Here is a 19,751-nt window from a genome sequence, read left to right on the forward strand (position 1 = left end):
GTATGAAGTATGAAGTATGAAGTATGAAATATGAAGTGAAACTATTTTTTTACTCTTCACCCTACTCCCCACTCCCTACTCCCTACTCCCTACTCCCCATTCATCTTCCCATATTTCGTTTCATTCGCTCTAATTCTGCTTCTGTTTCCCAGTTAGTAAATTGTTCTTCTAGGGGATCATTTCCACTGGAAATATTGCGCTGGTAATTATGATTCCAGCCAGATGTTTGAGGAGGTGATTGAGATTTAGAATTAGCATGAGTAGCTGCTACTTCTTTGGCTTTAGCTTTTACTTCAGCCCGACGAGTTTGAATCTGACGTTGCAATTCTTTAGTTTGAGCAAGTCGCTGCTTGACACCTTCCATTTTGCCCCAAATTTGGTTACCCTGATGTAAAAGATTCGCCTCTCTTTCTTGAGCAGCTTGAGCTAAATCTTGTCTGCCATTAGCCCTTGCCTTTTCCACTCGCCCATGCCAGAGCTGAATATCTTGGGCGATCCCTAAAATTTCATTTTGCAAGTTCTTTTCTTGAGTTTGTAAGTCAATAATTAACCGCAGAGTATCTTCTTCTTGCTCTCGTAATTGTTCTTCTAGTGCTTGTAATTCTAGATGGGGATTGTTACGCAAAAATTCATCAAGGCGGTTTTCGAGAAAGCGATTTAGATCTTCAAATAAACTCACGATTGGTATTCCTTATAGTGCAGTATCTCCACTTCTGTTATATCTGATAATTTGCACTATTCCTAATTAGGCTGTTAAAACCCCTCCCTCAGCCCCTCCCCTGGAAGGAGAGGGGAGTAAGATTTTAGGCTATCCTTTCCCTGGAAGGAGAGAGAAGAAAAATTTCCTGCTCCCCCTTCCCGCACTGGGCTTCGCCGAGCTACGCTAATGCAGGGAAGCAGGGTTGTTTCATTCTCCTACAGCAACAGGTTAAAACCTTTTGCTATACTGGCTTTACCGCCCTTCGGCGGTTCAACTTATTTGTTAATCAGCTAGCAAGACTCGCTAACCTGCGAAGGCAGGTTTTGTCTGTGTAGCGACAGATTTCAATCTGTCGTCAAATTTGAGAATGAAACAGCCCTGTGCAGGGAAGGGGGCTGGGGGGTTAGGTTTTTCAACTTACCCCTAGCGATCGCGCATTCGATCGGGTTACGATAACAGTTAGGCTTTTACAAAACTAAATCTCTCTCTAAGGAATTGGAATAACTGATATGACAACCAACCTCTCCAGCAATGCTGAAATTCTTTGTAAAGAAGTTCGCTTGCTCCTTTGTTTGTGGGATTTGGGCGGATTTGAAGTGAAAAAGGGTGACTTGAATCCGCGACTGAAACGGAAGAAGGAGACGGCTGGAGATTATCAGAATGCTTACACGAGTTTAGCAGAAGTAGGCGCGATCGCAATCTCGAAAAATAAGGTTTCTCTCCTGAAACCCAAGGGAATCGAGGTGTTGAGTGAGGGATTGAGAAGCGCGGATTTCCAATTTAATAGCCCGATTGGTGCGAAAATGGCGAATACACTATTGAAGTGGATTCGTGAGGAAGATACATCTGTGATGGGTGCGGTTGTTGATAGTGGGAAACTTGAAAAAAGTGGGGATGGCGCTTCAGCGCCTACTACTAACGGGGGTATTACATTGTATGACGAATTTAAGTCGGTGGCGTTAGACGTGTATGACAAGTTGAATCGGGATTATAACTTGGATAATCTCGTGCCAATTTATCGGATTCGGCGGGAAATAGGCGATCGAATTTCTCGTTCTCAGTTTAATGAATGGTTGTTGGAAATGCAAGCTGATGATATTTTACAGTTAATGGGGGGAGAAATGCCAGATATTACTTCTGATAAACGCGAAGATTCAATAACTATCCCTGGTGCTGGGTTGCGCTACTATGCCAAACGACTGAATTAATGAGATTACTGCAAATCCCTTTATAGTTCCTCACCTCACACTGAATCACGATGGAAAATCCTCCTGTTTCTCCGATAGAAGTCCTCAACGCAGCCATCCAAAGTCATAATCCATTTATCAACGCGGGAATTGTCAAAGAACAAGATGTCTGGGGGAACAAATTTACCGATGTTCCTACTCTAAATTCCCACGCTTCTGATGCAGTTTTTCAAGCAATTAAGCAAGTGCGGACAAGTCAATCTAGCCAAGACAAGGTGACTTCAATCGCCATAACTGCACAACAGGGCGTAGGTAAAACCCACCTCCTCAGTCGCATTCGCCATCGGCTTGAACGCGAAGGTGGTGCTTTATTTGTTTATGCAGGTGTCAATAACTATACAGACTTAAATCTAGTTAAGTACCAATTCCAGCAAACATTGGCAGATAGTCTCAGCCACACTGCTAGTCAAGAAGTCATGCAGTGGCAGGAAGTGGCAGCAGCAATTGCAAACGAAGGCTTCAAAGCCATCAATCCTAATGCTCCAAACCTTTCTCCCCAAGAGTTGACCCACCGATTTGATAAAGTATCTGCAAGTTGGGTGGCGAAGAACAAGAGTTTAATGAACGTACTCACAAAGCAAGTTCTCAAAACAAAACAAAATGCAGATCCCTATATTATTAGGGCTATTTTGTGGACGCTTTCAGAAACTCAGTCATCATTTGCAATTAAATGGTTGTCAGGCGATGAACTAGCTCAATCTAATGCTGAGGTACTGGGATTACCTAATCCTAGTAAAACTAGTCAAGATAGAGAAGCTGAAGCTCTAAAAAATGTTCAGCAAACATTAAATTTAGTGAGTTATTATAACCCTGTAGTTATTTGTTTTGATGAAATAGATGTCAAAAATAACTCTACTGATGACGGCTTGCCAACAGAGCTGGTGATTGCTGATTTAGTCAAGCGTCTCCATGATACCCTTGAAAACTCTGAACTCAGTAAAGGGGTTGTTATTCTCACAGTTATGCTGCCTGATACATGGACACAAAAGGTAAATTTAATGCCTGGTGGTACACCAGATAGAGTATCTAAATATACACAACGAAAGCCGATTGACTTAAAATATATTAGTGGCAATTCAATGGTAGAGTTAGTCACACTTTGGCTGAAAGATTTTTATGAATCCAGGAATTTATTTCCACCTAATTCATGTTACCCATTTGAAGAAAGCGAACTGAAAAAATTTGGCAAAGGTAAACCAACTGTAAGGGAAGCATTACAATGGTGTGCAGAAAATTTTAAAGTTTATCAACCGCAACTTCCAACTAAACCACTTGATCGGTTTGAACTTGCATTAAAAAAAGAAATTGAGGCAGACATCGGAGATTATCTGGAGGATAACTCGCTAATCGCTGACTCTCTGCGTTTTGGATTTCAGACCTTGATAGGTAAGACTTTGGAAGGAGTAACGATTGAAGAAATTACTGAAGTTAAGCCTAAAGCAGAAAATAAGGGTTGGATCAACTTCAAGGTTATTGGTACAGAGGGGGGAAAAGTTGTCAAGATTGGAGTAGCTGTGATTCAGTCTTCTCAATTCTCATTAGTGGCTGGATTAAAGCGCTTAAAGGAATATGAAATATTTGACCTGACTCGTGGATGTTTAGTACGTTCCCAATCCAAGATAGAGCAGACCAAAAAGAATTCAGAAGCCTACAAATTACTTGACCAACTTATCTTAGAAAAGGGTGGAGAACATGTGCCTCTTATAGAAGAGCAGATCAGACCACTAATCGCTGTTCATTCTGTTTATCAGAAGCGTGGAAATTATGATTTAACTGAGGAGCAAGTTTTTGATTTCATCTCTCAGCAGCAGCTAACTTTTGAGAATCCTTTATTGGCAGACATTTTGAGTGACCCTTCCGGTCGAATGCCCGCTGTCGATGAGCGGGACAGCATGGAACTCCTAGAAGACTTCCTAAATCCTTCCAATATAAACGAAACAGATGACTCAGACGATCTTGGTGAGTTGTTTAATTAAGTATGAACGAATCAGTTTTGCTTCAAACAGCCTTATGTCTACCAGCACCTGACATTGAAGCGTTAATCCAAGGACGAATGATTGCAGCAATGCCTCGAAAATTGATTAATTCGGGGCAGCAATTTGCTCTCTATCCAGATAATCCCTCAATTAAATTACTACCCCTTGATCAATACTACCACTCAAGTTTTTTGTCCATTGCCCAAAGGGTTTTTGCTAACTTAAATTTGGAAAGAGTTTTGATTAAAGCTTGGGCTAGGTGCGAATTGTGCCAAATCCTGAATGATTCTGAAGCATTAGAAGTTCTATCACAGTTAACAGTGTGGACGAAAGACTCATTACAACAAACGCTCCTACAAAAACCTTATATTTTTCTGGCTTACCTACGTGTCTATCTGCTACCTCAGCCCCTGGAAGTTCCAGTCCATACTCAAATTCGTCACATTGTTCCTTTACCACAACAACTTAAAGTTTCTGAAGCAACCCCAGTATTAAGCGATCGCGCCTTCTCCCAACGCCGCCACCAACTCGAACATCGCATACCACCCGAACATCCAGAATTAGAAGAATTACAAGGTAGAATCTCTATTCTCTCCACCAATAACTCAACCGCTGCTAAATTAGATCTCTATATCCAAACCTGCTTAGGTTGGAAAACTCCCCAACCCAATAAATTACCACCAGAATACAATTGGATTTATACTATTAAAGAGTTAGGCACTGCTACCACAGGCGGTAACTATGAAAAAGGCACAGCATTTGAACAAATCGTTCACAAAAGTCTCACCTTTCTCGGTTTTGGTGTTGATCCTAATGCTAAAGGTGGTGCAGGTGGGATGGATTTATACTGCACCACACCCTATCCCCTAGTAGGCGAATGTAAAGCAGGTAAAAGTATCCCCGATGCCACAGTTGAACAGTTATCCAGAATCGGCAAACGACATCTCGGCAAATATGACTATGAACAAACTGTTAAATTAATTATCGGTCCTGGGGAACCAACTACATATTTACAAAAATCCGCTCAAGTATCTACAATTAGTATCATTCACCCTATGACACTGCAAAAATTAGTCGAACTCCACGCGAAACATCCCGGTTCAGTCAATTTAATGGAACTGAAACAGTATCTCACAGCCGGACAAATTGACGACAAGATAGATGAATATGTAGATAAAGTTGAGGAAACGATAAAATTGCGATCGCAAATTGTTACAGCAGTAAAACAACTTGGCGAAGGGGAACCTGGAAGCAAACACCAAACCATGGTAATTCGCACCCACTATAATGCTGTATTCGCCAAGGAAACAAACGCTAAACTAGATGATATATTAGTTCACGACTTACTAGTAGAACTTTCCTCACCCTTAACAGGTTATTTAGGGCGAGATAAAGGAAATGATTGGAAAAGCGATCGCTTTTATTTCCTCCGTGACTTATCCTAACTTGCGACTTTTAAGTTTGTAGTAGGCACTTTAGTGCCTAAAAATGCTATATGTATAAGCACTAAAGTCCTTACTACAAACATCTAGTACAAGTCCAATAGCACCAGAGCCTATCTAACCTCTAGCCCCGAATCGCCCCTAACCCCAATAATATTAAATGATAATAGAGGTTTTCTAAATCCGCCAAAGCCGCAGGTTAAAATCAGTACCTATCCAAGAAAACAAGTAAGGCTGACTGATTATGAGTACATTAGTTGTTATTAATACGGCATTTCCCTTCCCAGCCCCTGATATTGAAGCATTACTCCAAGGGCACAGCATCGTGGCAATGCCTCAGATTTTCATGAATCCGGGGAGGCAATTTGCTCTTTATCCGACAGATACCTCAATTAACTCCTTGCAAACAGAACAATATTATCGCTCTAATTTTCTTCCTACTGCTCGAAATACTCTCTCTGAAATTGAGGGTGATACAGTTTTAATTAAAGCATGGGCGAGGTGCGAACATTGCCAAGTTATCGATCAACCAGATTATCTGAAAATGTTATCTCAGCTAACAGTATGGACTAAAGAAGCCTTATTGAAAACTCTCGCTCAACGCGGGCATATTTTTCTTACTTACCTACGGGTTTATCGACTACCTCAGCCATTAGAAATACCCGTGCATCCTAATCCCCGTTTCATGCCTCTCCCAGAAACCCTTACTATTACAGAAGCAACACCTGTATTTGGCAATTTATTCTTTAAACAACGCTGTCTCCAAATGCAGCAGCGACAGTCATCGCCCTATCCAGAATTGAAAGCATTGCAAAGTGCGATCGCATATCTCTCAGATCGTAACCTGGCAGCCAAGGAAATACAACGGGAAATCGCAAATTTTCTCATTGGTGTTAGCGCCCGCCCCCTTAAATCCATGGATTCCGATTTAATCTGGATTGAGAGAATCGCCAAAATTGCTAATTCTCACGATAGTAATGAGTTAAAAATCTTAGTAGAAAAAAGCTTCCACAAGCTAGGCTTTACTAATTCTCAAACTAACAAAGGAGGGAAAACAGAAACACCTGAAGGAATTAACCTTTATTTCGATGCGCCCTATCCACTAGTTGTCACCTCTCCAGTAATGCCCGATGAAACAGGAGAGACTTCAATCCTGGAAGAGGTAATTGAGGGCGTAAAAAAAATTATTGGTGTATCGGATAACAATTGTGTCAAACTAATAGTAGCAGCAGGTGAACTAACACCTGATGAGATTCTAGAAGCCAAGCTCTATCAAATGAATGTAATTCATCCAGAAACCCTGCAACGTCTCGTAGAAATACAAGCATATCACAAAGGCTCCATCGATTTGATAAAGCTGCAAAATTGCTGGCAAAATGTCTGGGGTTCAGCAGATGAAACTATTCAGCAATATTTAGCAGACATTCGCCAAATACTGGAATTACGATCGCTAATCGTGCAACTAGTCAAACATCACCTGCACAATGCCGGATTAAAAGATACTGCCGTTGATGCCTTACATAGAGTATATGTAACATCTCAGTTTCCCGAATCATTAACTATCGAAGAAATTCATGAAATTTTGATTGAATTGTCTTCCCCTTTAACAGGTTACTTAGGACGAATTAAAGGGAAAGATTGGCAAAGCGATCGTTTTTATTTCCTGAGAGATTTGCCACCTATGAGTTAGGAGAATGGGGAGTGGGGAATGGAAGAAGTTAAATGCTGTTAGCGTAACTGTTTTCTCCCTTCCGAATTCCATGGTAATTATCAATTCCGGCTATGCTATAAATTTGTAACGATTGGGTGCAACCATCTCATCTGTAGGCATCTTGCCTGTTAATCGCTGTTTCCCCTGCTACTGACTGAAAATTAATGACATTAATCCTCACTAACGACGACGGGATAGACGCGCCAGGTATCCGCGCCCTAGAAAAAGCCATCAACGGGCAATATGCGATTGTTGCACCTAAAGATCACCAATCCGGTTGCGGACATCAAGTCACCACCCACAGCCCTATTTACGTTGAGCGCCGCTCCAATCTCGAATATGCAGTAGCCGGAACCCCCGCCGATTGCACACGTATAGCCGTATCATATCTGCATACCGATGTCAAGTGGGTGCTGTCTGGCATCAATGCGGGCGGAAATCTCGGAGTTGATGTGTATATTTCCGGTACTGTCGCCGCTGTGCGAGAAGCCGCTATGCACGGGATTCCTGGAATTGCTATTTCCCAATGGATTAAACGTCCCCTCACTATAGACTGGGATGTGGCGACAAAATGGACGACTAAAGTATTAGCAGACTTATTCAATCGTCCCATCCGGAATGGTAGCTTTTGGAATGTCAACCTGCCTCATCTCGAACCAGGTTCCCCCGATCCAGATATCGTGTTTTGCCAACCAAGTACCCAATCCCTTCCTGTCAAATATCGAGTAGAAGGAGATGAGTATTATTATATCGGAGAATATGCAAAACGCGATCGCGAACCTGGTACTGATGTAGATGTTTGTTTTTCTGGAAATATTGCTGTTACTCAGCTAAAACTTTAATGGTGTGTCTGGTGCGTTAGCAGAGCGTAACGCACCCTACGGATAGAATCTTTGCCTAACCCTTCACAATCCCCCCAAAATCTGCCAACACCCGCGCATGATTCCGCAATAACCCCAACAAATTCAACCGATTCCGCCGAATATCTAAATTCTCATCCATCACCAATACACTATCTTCCCCATCAAAAAACGTACTAACTGTAGGTGTAATATCCGCCAAAGCATCCACTAATTTTTGATAATTTCGCTCTGCTTTCGCCGCCTTAGTTTGCGGAACCAACTTGACAATAGCATCATAAAATGCTTGTTCGCTAGCTTTTTGAAAAAGTTCCGGATGGACAACTGCTGTTGGCTCTAACTCTTGCAAATCCAAATTACCTTGCAGCGATAAACGGGCGGAACGGTTAACAGTTTCGTAGATTTCATTAAGTTTACCGTTATTCCGGATCGCTTGGAGGAATAAAGCGCGATCGCGGACATCTAACAAATCCTTTAATGCCCGTTCCTGATATTCTACATCATTCTCACCCAAAACTGCATTGACCAAATCGTAATCTATATTAAGTTCTTCTTGCAATAGGGTGCGAATCCGTTGTAAGAAAAAGTCCTCTAACAGAGGAATCGGTGATATTTTATCGGGATAAATCTCTACAAAATTAGTACAAGCAATACTTAATAAACCTTGCAATTCAATACCTAAATCCGCATCCCAAGTAATATTAATTACTCCATTAGCAGCACGGCGCAGAGCAAAAGGATCGGAGGAACCAGTTGGTAACATTCCCAAACCAAAGATACTGACTAATGTATCAATCCGATCTGCCAAACCTACCACTCTACCTGTTAAACTTTTGGGTAGATTATCGTTTGCCCCTTTCGGTAAATAATGCTCAACAATTGCCGTCGCTACTGCTGTTGATTCCCCACTTTCCGCTGCATATTTTTGCCCCATTACCCCTTGTAATTCTGGGAATTCGTATACCATTTGGGTAACAAGATCTGCTTTGCAGAGTAAAGCCGCTCTCAGACAATCATTACATTCTATTTCTGATACCCCTAATTGCTCAGTAATCGCGGCAGCAATTGTTTCAATCCGCCTTACTTTCTCCCGTACTGAACCCAATTTATCTTGAAAAGTGACCTTTTCCAACTGAGGCAAATAGCTTTCTAAAGGTGAAGCTAAGTCAGTTTTGTAGAAATACTGACCATCCGCCAACCTTGCCCGAATCACCCGCTCATTCCCAGCGGCAATAATTTCAGATTTATTTGGATCTCCATTAGAAATAGTAATAAAATAAGGAGTTAATTCCGTTGCCGTTTCATCTTTAAATACAGGAAAATAGCGTTGGTGAGTTACCATCACAGTTGTGACTACTTCTGGCGGTAAAATCAGAAACTCCGAGTCAAACTTACCCACAATAGCAGTAGGCCATTCTACCAAATTAGTAATTTCATCCCACAAATCCGGATAGAGAGGAACATAACCTGCCAACTTTTGGGCAGTTGACTTTACTTGTTCGCTAATTAGCCGATGACGTTCCGTAGAATCTACCATAACGTAGGCAGATTCCAGCGCTGTGATATAATGATCGGGATGAGAAATTGCGATTGGTTCTGGAGATAAGATTCGATGACCATAAGAAACGCGATCGCTCTTAATCGTTTCCGAACCATTTACTATCTCAATGGGCAATACTGCCTCATCTAATAATGATACCAACCACCGAATTGGTCGAGGAAACTTCAAATCCCCATCTCCCCAACACATAAACCGCCTACCTTCCAACCCAAAAATCCACTGAGGAATCAATTCAGTAAGAATATCAGTAACAGGGCGGCCAGATATTTTCTTGACAACAAAGACAAATTGCCCCTTATCAGTATCCCTCACTGCCAAAGAGTCCAATTCCACCCCCTGCTTCCGGGCAAAACCCTCCGCCGCCTTAGTCGGTTTGCCATCCTTAAAAGCAGCTTGGGCGGGAGGTCCCTTAACTTCCTCTTCCCGATCTGATTGCTGTTTTGGCAATCCTTTAATTAAGATAGTCAGACGGCGAGGAGTCCCGTATACCTCAATCGCATCAGGGATTAGGAATTGTTCAGCCAGACTTTTAGGTAAACGAGACTGCCACTGTTTAATTGCGCTATCAACAAAATCGGCAGGGAGTTCTTCAGTTCCGACTTCTAGTAAAAATTCAGCCATGATAATGATAAAGATATAACAGTTTCAAATATCTTATCTTACCCTTTGCACCCTTTGCGTTAAAAAAAAATATGCCTCCATCACTTGGATATATTGAAAATGGTGCGTTAGCGGAGCATAACGGACTACAAAAACTACGGATTTTAAATAATTATCGTAGTTATTAATTGTGGTGCGTTGTCGCGTAGCGCAACGCACCAGATAAATCTCATTCCCCATTACCCAGTTTCAAAGGATTAGATGGCGCACCTATCCTAAACAAAATGGTAAAAATATCATTTCCTGTTTCTAATGAGTCTCCAAAAGCATCCTCACCGAAATCATAATGATCCCTACGCCATCCTAGCACGAGTGCGGGACTATTAGGACTAGAACCAAATTTATATTCCCCAATCGCACCATAACTTAACTGGTTATTAGATGGGGAAAGATAGGCAGTAATCTTACCTTGAGTACCCAATCTCAGGGAAGCATCCACACCGAGGGCAGTATTAATCGAATCAGGTAATATATTGCCGAAATATTGAGTTAAACCAAGAGAAAAATTACCAATATTTGCTCTTGCACCAACTGAGACAGAGTTATCGATGGGAGTATCTAAAGGATCGGCAGTTTGCTTGAAAGCATAGCGCAATCCTGTGGATAAAGTAATATTAGCATTTTTACTTAGTCTAAATCCGCGTGCTAGACTAGTTTGGACGTAGCTGAAATAATCTCGATCTGGATTAAGATAACCGATAGCATTAATATTAAACACTAAATTATTAAATCTTCGGCTATAGTCACCGCCAATATAGGCTTTAATTGGATCTGAGGTAATGATACCCGTATAATACCGGAAAAGTTGATTAGTGCTGGTGATATCTCCAGTCAAACTCAGATGGGGATAGTACGTGGTATCTTCGGTAAGTTTATCTTTGGTAATAAAGTTAACGTCACGATTGAGGAAAGTTAGATAGATTTGAGTATAAAAGTCCTGTAAATTGGCTGAATTAATCTCTTCTCCGTTGGCATTACTAACAAAACTCACATTATCATTTGCACCGCCCTCACCTCCCCCAGAGGCAATAATTCGTTCCGGACCCAATTCTTGATATTGTATAGTAGCGGCTCGATCCCGTTCCGTTACCGGAGAAAGCCCTAACCAAAGACTATTATAGGATGCACTAGGTAAATTTACCTCTCCTTCAGTGTTAGTTTCGGCGTGTTTGGCTTTACCAATCCCACCTTGATAGACTGTCCAACTATTATCAGGAAGTCTAGCATTATTAGCCGCTTCAAATAAGTGGCGATTAATATTGGTATTGACTGGATTGGGGCTACCTTCTAGGTGAGGATTCGCATCGGGAAGCAATTCTGCTGCCAGGGAAACAGCACCATTTAGCAGAGTATTGTCATCGCCAATAATAACTCCAGTACCTCTAATTGTACGACCAAGTACAGATTCGGTATCATTAGCTTTGAGGATTTGGCGAACTCTGGAATATCCTAATAATAAGCTAGTATCGATATTTTCAGAACGGGAAATTGTCGAGCGATTGCCTTGGGTATTTCCAGGAGTTGCCCCCAGATTAGGAAAGTATAAATCTAAACCAACAACTTCACCATTAACTCCACGATTCTGAAAGCCGGGTTGGGCTAAAATAGCCAGAGTTTCTGGAGATATGGCATCGCCGATATTGCCAAATTGATCGATACGAGTGGGGATAAAATATACTGGATCGATACTATTGCGATCCGTAACTAATGCAGGAGTAAATGTACATTGATCGTTGGGATTACTTGTTTGAGGATTTTGGTCAAAGCAGTTTCCTGTAAAACTTTCTTGGATAATTAATCCTTGTAAAGTTTGAGGATCTGTTTGAGTTAATTCAATCTCCCGATGGGTTTTTACTGTTTGCAATTGTAGATAGCTGCCTCTTTGATCTGAAGTGAAAACATTATCATTAGTTAACTGTTGTTCTACTTCAGATGTAATTCTTAATATACCATTGACATCTAAATTACTAGAACGATTTTCACCGAAGGTATAGCCATCGTTAGTTTCCCATTCCGTGCGATTAGTAATGACATTGCCATTGAGGGGAATAGTAGTAGTTAAAGGATTAACTTTTTCTGGGGCGACTATTTGGGGTGGGATGATGTAATTGGGGTCTTTTTCTGGGGTAGATTCTTGGGAAGTATTTGGTTCGGGGTTTTCTGGTTTTGATTCACAGTAACTTGGTATTTCTGGGGGGATAGTATCTTGATTTGCTTCTGGATTGCTATTCGTTACAGAAATATGTTTTTTATCCTTTGGTGGTTTAAATTCACAATTCGGTATTATCTCTGGTGGGCTTACTGTTGGAATAGGTTTAGAGGTAATGTCTTCCTGATTTTGCTTTGGGGATTTATTGGAAGGGTTATTTTCCGGTGTTTGGGCGAGAATAGTTTGTTTTTCTGTAGCCGTTTTTAGCGCTGTAAGGGATAATACAGCTAAGGACAAATACTTAGGTTTCATCTGGGAAAAATTAACTGATTTCGGAGGGGCTTTATGTTAATTTTTACTTTTAAATATTTAGGACATCAGGATGAAGTTACTTGTATTTTTATGACTTAATTTTAATCGATCAAATAATAAATAGAAATAGTAAATATATTTACATTTAATAAATTACCAAATACCGCCAGGGAATAAATTCCCTGTCTCATAGCTTAAGTCGGTTAAAACCGACTAAAAGATATACATTTTTTAGTTTGTTTTATTGAGATTGGGTGCGTTAGCGCAGCATAACGCACCCAACAATTTATGTAATATCTCGACTTATTAGTCAGTTTTAACTGACTTAAGCTGTTAGACAGTGGTTTGAACCATTGTCGGGTTATCGCGACTCCTGCAATATCTCAATTTTAACGGACTAAAGTTATGGCTGAATATCCACCAATGGACTAGTACTGTTGATATCGAGAGTCAGATTAGTTAGTGTGTTAGCTTGTTTTTTTTCCAGCCCAGTAGAACTTTCCTCGGAAATTATTGTGACATAATTGCTGTCGCCATCTACGACAATTCTGCCACCTGTACCAACTGCAAAAGCATCTATGTGGCCATGATTATTATTAGCACCAGCATAGGCTGCATTCTTACCAATTGCCGCCGCGACAGCAGCATCTGTAACTGCACCCCCTCTCAAATTAAAAGATGCAGCACCAGCAATACCACCTTCTCCAGCAAATGCAGCAGGAGCTAAACTCACACCACCAGCGGTAACGGTTAGGATAGCGAGTAAAACTTTAGCGTTGAATTTCATGACTAGTCCTCAATTAGTTGATAGTAGTTGGCAGGATTGTCGGCGATTAATTATTAAAAAATTACTGATTTATTTCGCTCTTTGTTCTTTTCAATCCCTTCTATAACTAAGATAACTATTCAGATTGAGGGTGTCAGTGAGAAAAGTGGTGAGAAAAGTGAGGTTTTTGGTGATATTTTATAGTTTTTCCAGATAAAAATAGTAAAGTGCCCTGTCGCACACCGCAACGTAACATCATCCCAAATATCCCAAATATCCGATAAAAGTGCGATACGCCCGCTTTGGGCATCGCTCAAGCACAACCCACCATCATCTTCAATATCCCATCCGACGGAAAATAATCTCGTCACGAAAATTATATTGAGGGGGTGCGTTGCGCTTCGCGATAACACACCCTACGGATTTTAGTTTTTTCTCTAAAATTTAGTATTTTCGCTACCCCAAACTATCCGGATTGAGGATAAGATAGCTTGAATAAGCTAACATAAAAAAAAATAATAGTTTTTATTTTATTTTACCGCAGCGAAGGAATTGACACTGATCTGATGGAGCTGCTTAGATCGTTCCTAAGATCTATCCCGTGTCAAAATATTCCATCTCATGTCTCTATAGCAGAGGCATCAGTTAGGATAGCTATATTATCCAGAGAAAAAATAAAGTCTCTGGCGATTCTCCCAACTTCAAAATGAGCAATTGAGTATTAGTAGGGTAGGTTGAAACAATGAATCTGAAAAAAATGCCTGTCACAATGACCAAAGGCGTAGTCCAAAATGCCATGGCTTCCGGAGAATACGATACAGGAATTGAAGCCAAAATACAACTATTGCAAATAGCTATAGCACCGACAAAATTAACTACAGTTGAAGAATTAGTCCTCCGCTACGTTTTAGAGGGAGAATCTTACACAGAAATTGCCTTAAAACTAGGTTATAACTACGATTACATCAAATCAATCGGCTCTAAGTTATGGCAATTGCTCTCCAAATCCTTGGGAGAACCTATCACCAAACGTAATCTTAATTCTGTAATCAAGCAAAAATTAGCATCTGTCAAAATAGATAAGACTCCGCCAAAAAGTCAACTAAATCTACCTCCAAAAATACAAGACTGGGAGGAATCAATTGATACATCTTTTTGCTTCGGACGTATTGAAGAAATCTCAATCCTCAAACAATGGATTCGGCAAGATAAATGCCGTCTAGTCTCAATTTTAGGGATGGGAGGGATGGGAAAAACTGCCCTCACAGCACGGACAGTTGAACACCTACAAGGAGACTTTGACTATGTGATTTGGCGATCCGTCCGTCATCTACCCTCACTAGATGAACTTCTAACAGACATATTACAAGTTTTCTTTGCAGCACGAGAAAATGACCTCGCAGACGATACCAATAGTCGGATCAATTGCTTGCTCGCTTATCTGAAAAATTACCGCTGTTTGCTAATAATAGATAACTACGAATCATTTATTCTTAGCAGTAAAAACATAGAACATAAATTCACCTCTCCCCCTGCCCCTTCCCTGGAAGGGAAGGGAAGTCAAGTCCCCCCCTTCCCTTCCAGGGAAGAGGGGTTAGGGGGATTAAGTTTATCAATCGGTCAATACCTTCCAGATTATGAAGAATACAGTCAACTCCTCCGCCGAATTGGAGAAGAGCGCCATCAAAGTTGTTTGCTGCTCACAAGTCGAGAAAAACCGACAAGATTAGCCGCAAAAGAAGGAGAAAAATTACCCATTCGCTCCTTAAACCTCAAAGGATTAGGTGTCCCTGAAGCCCAATCTATTTTCCAAAGCATCGGACTTTCTCTATCAGAATCCGCCGGAAAACAAATAGTTCACCGTTACAGCGGTAATCCCCTGATATTAAAAACCGCTGCTACTGTGATTCGAGATTTATTCGAGCGAGATGTTAAGGAATTTTTAGCCCAAGATACGTTAATATTTAGTGAAATTGCTAGTTTATTAAACCAACAATTAGATCGATTATCAAGCTTAGAATGGCAAGTGATGGACAGACTAATCGTTTATCGAGAAGGAGTATCCTTAGAGCAATTACAAAACGATTTACATCACTCCGTCAGTAAGTCACAACTAATTGAAGCCCTCAAAGCGCTAAAATGGCGATCCCTCCTGGAAACAGCCATGTCTCAATATAAGCTGCCTCATTTGGTTTCAAAGCATTTAGCCAAACATTCAGCTAGGTGACATAATCTGGGGATTTGAGATATTGTTTTTTTTTGCGATCATGGATGTGGTGCGTTGCGCTACGCGACAACGCACCTTACGGATTTAAAATAATTCTAGAGCGTAGGGTGTGTTGTCCCCCAAGGGCAACGCACCAAAATCTACGGATTTGAGATCGTTGTCTAGCGTAGCGCGATCCCTCCACCCTGATGCCAAAATTAAGAAATTTCACGAAACGTTAAGAATCATGTCACTAAAACAACATCGATGTTGCTTTAGTCCTAAACTAAATCCCAGTCAGAATGTTTGGGCATTCGCCCCCAGCCCAAATCCCTCAGACGTGCCATGGTGCGTCTCTACAAAAGAGCTGGTTTCTTGAGAAAATCAGAAACATTTCTAAATCGCCCATCTACTCATCCTAAAATTGGGCTACCTTTAATCGCGATAACGGAGAAAACTTGGTATGAAATTAGCTTACTGGATGTATGCAGGACCAGCACATATTGGCACTCTTCGCGTGGCTAGTTCATTTAAAAACGTCCACGCCATTATGCACGCACCTCTAGGCGATGACTATTTTAATGTCATGCGTTCCATGTTAGAACGGGAGCGGAATTACACTCCAGTCACTGCTAGTATTGTAGACCGGAATGTTTTAGCACGGGGTTCTCAAGAAAAAGTGGTGGATAATATCACCCGCAAAGATAAGGAAGAACACCCAGATTTAATCGTTTTAACTCCTACTTGTACTTCCAGTATCTTACAAGAAGATCTGAAAAATTTTGTCGAACGTGCCCAAATTGAAGCCAAGGCAGATGTGATCCTGGCTGATGTGAATCACTATCGGGCAAACGAATTACAAGCAGCGGATCGCACTCTGGATCAAATCGTCCAATATTATATAGAGAAAGCCCGTAAAAAAGGTGAATTACCAGAAGGTAAGACGGAAAAACCTTCAGTGAATATTATCGGGATTTCTACCCTCGGCTTCCACAACCACCACGACTGTACTGAGTTAAAGCGGTTGATGGCAGATTTGGGAATTGAAGTGAACGAAGTTATTCCCGAAGGTGCTTCTGTTAATAACCTGAAAAATCTGCCTCGCGCTTGGTTTAACTTAGTGCCCTATCGGGAAATTGGCATGATAAGTGCCCGTTATTTGGAAGAACAATTCGGAATGCCATTCGTGGATATTACCCCGATGGGTGTGGTGGAAACTGCCCGTTGTATCCGCAAGATGCAGCAGATTATTAATGCCCAAGGTGGGAATGTTGATTATGAGGAATTCATCCAAAACCAAACCTTATATGTTTCCCAAGCAGCTTGGTTTTCTCGTTCCATTGACTGTCAGAATTTAACTGGGAAAAAAGCTGTTGTATTTGGAGATAATACTCATGCCGCAGCAATGACAAAGATTCTGGCACGGGAGATGGGAATTCACGTTGTTTTAGCAGGAACTTACTGCAAATATGATGCAGATTGGTTCCGGGAACAGGTGAGCGAATACTGCGATGAAGTTCTGATTAGCGATGATAATGGGGCAATTGGCGATGCCATCGCACGTATCGAACCTTCTGCTATTTTCGGTACGCAAATGGAACGTCACGTTGGTAAGCGTTTGGATATTCCTTGTGGTGTAATTGCTGCGCCTATTCACATTCAAAACTTCCCTCTCGGTTATAAGCCATTTATGGGTTATGAAGGGACTAATCAACTTGCCGATTTGGTGTATAATTCCTTTACTTTGGGGATGGAAGATCATCTGTTGGAAATATTCGGCGGACATGATACCAAGGAAGTGATTACTAAGGGAATTTCTGCTGGTTCCGACTTGGGTTGGAATAAGGAAGCACAGGGAGAATTGAATAAAGTTCCTGGTTTTGTCCGGGGTAAGGTGAAGCGCAATACTGAGAAGTTTGCACGGGAACGTGGTTTTAGTGAAATTACTTTGGAGGTGATGTATGCGGCGAAGGAATCTGTGGGTGCTTAGGTGAAGATTTAAGAGAAACCTTCAGAGATTAAATCTTTCTGTTGGTTTCAATTGAGATATTGTATCCCTTCGGCATCACCCGACAGAGAATTAATTCTCTGTCTCATAGCTTAAGTCCATTGAAATGGACTGAGAATATTATTCAGTCCTCTTTAGAGGACTTTAGCTGTGAGACAGTGGTTTTAACCACTGTCGGGTTTTTGGTTTTAGTAAGAATAAATTGATGATAATACCAGCAAACTTAGTCATTCAAGATCAAAAGATTACCAACTGCATACTTATTTACCAACCTAAAGACGATAAATCAGAATATTTAGCAAAAGCAGGATACATTCCTCAGAATTGGGAAATACTTAAAAGAGATATACTAGATGCTGTAATACGATGATTGGTTTGCGAGAAAGAGTACAAAAAGCACTAAATTCTTAGAAGAGGTAAGCTAATTGCGATATACCTCACGGCGATGACCCACTTTGACAATTAGAACAATAAGCTGTTCATCAAGAATCTCGTAAACGATGCGGTAATTTTTCACACGCAATCGGTAGGTATTGTCCTCACCTTTCATTTTGGTGACACCATCAGGTCGGGGTTTTTGAGCTAATGCTGCAAGTGTAGCAAGCACCTGTATCTGAGTCTCTGAAGGCAGCTTTTTGATCTGGCGAGTGGCTAGGGAGGAAATTTCGATAGTGTAGTTCACAACCCCAATTCCTGTGTGAGTTGTTCCAGAGAAATTGTGCGGTTGTTTTGGAGGTCTTCTCTGGCTAATTTTAGGTCTTCTATGTCTTGCTGTTCTTCCAGTTCATTGAGGTGTTTTTCAATCAGGTAATGGAGGTAGTTTAGAGCTTCTTGAAGAAGAGGCTCTGGGGCTTGTTCGATTGTTTGCAGGAGTTGCTCTTTGATAGTCATGGCAGTCTTCTAGCCTTACTTTGCCAAATCCGATGATCTAATCTTTATGGTAACAAAGTTTTGCAGAAATTTGTCCATGAGCCAGGGCTTGGAGATTCCGCAGTATAAAATAGACTTTGACTAACATTTTGTAATTGCGATCGCATTTTTTGCCTGCTTTTTAAAACAAAAATCTTCATATCCTGATGCTTCACCGAAGCCCATTATGACAAATCATCCGGATTTATCCCCAACAATCTTAACCTTTCCGCCAATATTTCAGCACGTCTTTCCGCTGAAATAGCCCGCATTTCCGCTGCGGAAATTCGTTCTTCTGGTGTGGAGAATCTTTGCCCATTCTCATCATACCAATACAACCATTCCCGCGTAATTCCTTGATAAGTTCCTCTTTCCCTACCAATTCCTAATCCTATCTCAGCTAACCAGACTGGATTACCTGATAGTAACTGATATTCATCATCAATTAATTGATAAACTTCTAAAGGTGGTTGGCGGCGGCGACGGGGATTGTAGATTATATAATATAGTATGCCCAATTCTCGATAATCTTCTTTATTTTTGGTGTATTCTCCTCGATAGGTTTGAGAAACTACTTCTAACACTAATCGCGGGAGAACTTTCTCTTCCCACAAGACATAACTTAAACGTAAATCTTCATCGATAAATCGGTGTACTCCTAGACTCAAAAACCCATCTGGTACTATAGCTGCTTCGTTAGGATTAGCATAAATTCCCATGTCTACGCCAAAATACCAATCCCCACGATTAGCCCACAATAGGGCTAATATTGCTTCTAATAAACCAGGAATGAGATGTTGTAGTTGATTATCCACAGGAGTTTCGTCTGAGTCGGGTAATTCTTCTGATGAAGGTAAGCAATAGAGTAGGTTGTAGTTTAACATGATCTGAATTCTATTTTTAGTTTTTGTCGGAATTAGATTAAATATGTGTAAGGATTAAAAGATTATTGAAGTTATTTACTTCGCCTTTAATTCTTTGAGTCGCTTAAGGGCATTTTGATACCAATATTCATTACCATCTTTTTTCAACAACTCAGCCGCTTTCTCAAAATCTGCTATTGCATCTTTTGTATAGCCTAGTGCAGCACGGACATTACCCCTTCCGTAGTAAGCATAGGCATAGTTAGGATTAATCTCAATCGCTTTATTGTAATCTGCGATCGCACTCTGTTTATCTCCTAAATCAGAGCGGGCTACACCCCGGTTGTGGTAGGCATTGGCATAGTTAGGATTAATCTCAAT

At 41.0% G+C, this 19,751-nt stretch carries 16 protein-coding genes; 7 read left to right on the plus strand and 9 right to left on the minus strand.

The window, feature by feature from the left end; translation table 11 throughout:
* Window positions 1-100 precede the first annotated feature (100 nt).
* Window positions 101-679 carry a TIGR04376 family protein gene (locus NJ959_RS03035; RefSeq protein ID WP_254010268.1) on the minus strand — a complete coding sequence of 193 codons (579 nt, stop codon included), beginning with the start codon at window positions 677-679 and terminating at the stop codon, window positions 101-103.
* 530 nt (window positions 680-1,209) lie between these two features.
* On the opposite strand from NJ959_RS03035, the gene NJ959_RS03040 reads away from it, so the two are divergent.
* From NJ959_RS03040 to surE, 5 genes are all read left to right on the plus strand, one after another.
* Window positions 1,210-1,908 (plus strand): hypothetical protein, encoded by a 699-nt coding sequence (locus NJ959_RS03040; protein ID WP_254010269.1) that lies wholly within the window; start codon window positions 1,210-1,212, stop codon window positions 1,906-1,908.
* 50 nt (window positions 1,909-1,958) lie between these two features.
* Entirely contained in the window at window positions 1,959-3,923 is a 1,965-nt protein-coding gene (locus NJ959_RS03045; protein ID WP_254010270.1) for a P-loop NTPase fold protein, read from the plus strand.
* 2 nt (window positions 3,924-3,925) lie between these two features.
* Window positions 3,926-5,368, plus strand: a complete 1,443-nt coding sequence (locus NJ959_RS03050; protein ID WP_254010271.1) for a DUF1802 family protein — start codon at window positions 3,926-3,928, stop codon at window positions 5,366-5,368.
* Window positions 5,369-5,609: 241 nt separating this feature from the next.
* Entirely contained in the window at window positions 5,610-7,055 is a 1,446-nt protein-coding gene (locus NJ959_RS03055; RefSeq protein ID WP_254010272.1) for a DUF1802 family protein, read from the plus strand.
* A 185-nt stretch (window positions 7,056-7,240) separates the two neighbouring features.
* A complete protein-coding gene (surE, locus tag NJ959_RS03060) occupies window positions 7,241-7,918 on the plus strand; it encodes a 5'/3'-nucleotidase SurE (RefSeq protein ID WP_254010273.1) in 678 nt (225 codons plus the stop codon).
* Between the two features lie 55 nt (window positions 7,919-7,973).
* Here the strand turns inward: surE and glyS are convergent, their stop codons facing one another.
* The 4 genes from glyS to NJ959_RS03080 all read right to left on the minus strand — a co-directional run bounded on the left by glyS (window position 7,974) and on the right by NJ959_RS03080 (window position 13,755).
* Window positions 7,974-10,118 (minus strand): glycine--tRNA ligase subunit beta, encoded by a 2,145-nt coding sequence (gene glyS, locus NJ959_RS03065; RefSeq protein ID WP_254010274.1) that lies wholly within the window; start codon window positions 10,116-10,118, stop codon window positions 7,974-7,976.
* Between the two features lie 208 nt (window positions 10,119-10,326).
* Complete coding sequence (locus NJ959_RS03070) at window positions 10,327-12,618, minus strand: hypothetical protein (RefSeq protein WP_254010275.1); 2,292 nt, start codon at window positions 12,616-12,618, stop codon at window positions 10,327-10,329.
* Window positions 12,619-13,021: 403 nt separating this feature from the next.
* Complete coding sequence (locus NJ959_RS03075; protein ID WP_254010276.1) at window positions 13,022-13,405, minus strand: hypothetical protein; 384 nt, start codon at window positions 13,403-13,405, stop codon at window positions 13,022-13,024.
* 119 nt (window positions 13,406-13,524) lie between these two features.
* The gene (locus NJ959_RS03080; RefSeq protein ID WP_254010277.1) at window positions 13,525-13,755 is read right to left on the minus strand and encodes a hypothetical protein; all 231 of its coding nucleotides are present in this window, start codon (window positions 13,753-13,755) and stop codon (window positions 13,525-13,527) included.
* A gap of 371 nt (window positions 13,756-14,126) precedes the next feature.
* Here NJ959_RS03080 and NJ959_RS03085 point away from each other — a divergent pair, with 371 nt between their 5' ends.
* Both NJ959_RS03085 and bchB read left to right on the plus strand, forming a co-directional pair.
* Window positions 14,127-15,611 carry a helix-turn-helix domain-containing protein gene (locus NJ959_RS03085; protein WP_254010278.1) on the plus strand — a complete coding sequence of 495 codons (1,485 nt, stop codon included), beginning with the start codon at window positions 14,127-14,129 and terminating at the stop codon, window positions 15,609-15,611.
* Window positions 15,612-16,053: 442 nt separating this feature from the next.
* Window positions 16,054-17,580 (plus strand): ferredoxin:protochlorophyllide reductase (ATP-dependent) subunit B, encoded by a 1,527-nt coding sequence (bchB, locus tag NJ959_RS03090; protein ID WP_254010279.1) that lies wholly within the window; start codon window positions 16,054-16,056, stop codon window positions 17,578-17,580.
* Window positions 17,581-18,019: 439 nt separating this feature from the next.
* On the opposite strand, the gene NJ959_RS03095 is transcribed toward bchB, so the two are convergent.
* From NJ959_RS03095 to NJ959_RS03110, 4 genes are all read right to left on the minus strand, one after another.
* Window positions 18,020-18,280 (minus strand): type II toxin-antitoxin system RelE family toxin, encoded by a 261-nt coding sequence (locus NJ959_RS03095; protein ID WP_254010280.1) that lies wholly within the window; start codon window positions 18,278-18,280, stop codon window positions 18,020-18,022.
* Window positions 18,277-18,489: a DUF2281 domain-containing protein gene (locus NJ959_RS03100; RefSeq protein ID WP_254010281.1), complete on the minus strand. Its 213-nt coding sequence runs from the start codon at window positions 18,487-18,489 to the stop codon at window positions 18,277-18,279. Before NJ959_RS03100 ends, NJ959_RS03095 begins: the two co-directional genes overlap by 4 nt.
* Before the next feature lie 203 nt (window positions 18,490-18,692).
* Window positions 18,693-19,391, minus strand: coding sequence for a Uma2 family endonuclease (locus NJ959_RS03105; RefSeq protein ID WP_254010282.1), 699 nt, complete (start codon window positions 19,389-19,391; stop codon window positions 18,693-18,695).
* 75 nt (window positions 19,392-19,466) lie between these two features.
* A partial coding sequence (locus NJ959_RS03110) for a tetratricopeptide repeat protein (protein ID WP_254010283.1) occupies window positions 19,467-19,751 on the minus strand: 285 nt, incomplete at its 5' end.

This window comes from Limnofasciculus baicalensis BBK-W-15 (assembly GCF_024178385.1).
In the GTDB taxonomy this organism is placed as follows: domain Bacteria; phylum Cyanobacteriota; class Cyanobacteriia; order Cyanobacteriales; family Coleofasciculaceae; genus Limnofasciculus; species Limnofasciculus baicalensis.